Source organism: Pseudomonas sp. SIMBA_067 (assembly GCF_046534675.1).
Lineage (GTDB): Bacteria > Pseudomonadota > Gammaproteobacteria > Pseudomonadales > Pseudomonadaceae > Aquipseudomonas > Aquipseudomonas putida.
On sequence record NZ_JAWRYH010000699.1, the window covers coordinates 1 to 260 of the forward strand.

Genomic DNA, 260 nt, shown 5'->3' on the forward strand with positions numbered 1-260 from the left:
CGTACGCTGCAGGAAGATGTCCCACTGGATATCCTGCAAAGCGTTGCCGCCCCCATCAGCACCCCGGAAGATGCAACCCAGGCCGAGCAACTGCTTGAACACCTGAGCGTCAGCCTCGGCCAGTTGAGCGCCCGCCAGCAGCAGATCTTTATCCTCAGTCGCCTGCACGGTTGCAGCTATCAAGAGATTGCCGACCAACTCCACGTGTCCTTGAGCACCGTGCAAAAGGAACTGAAATTGATCATGGCCATCTGTGTAGG

The 260-nt window shown here is 57.3% G+C and carries 1 protein-coding gene; it reads left to right on the forward strand.

What is annotated here, in order from left to right; translation table 11 throughout:
• Positions 1-260 (forward strand): RNA polymerase sigma factor (locus SB765_RS30940; RefSeq protein WP_410932661.1); only part of this gene is annotated, 260 nt, incomplete at both ends.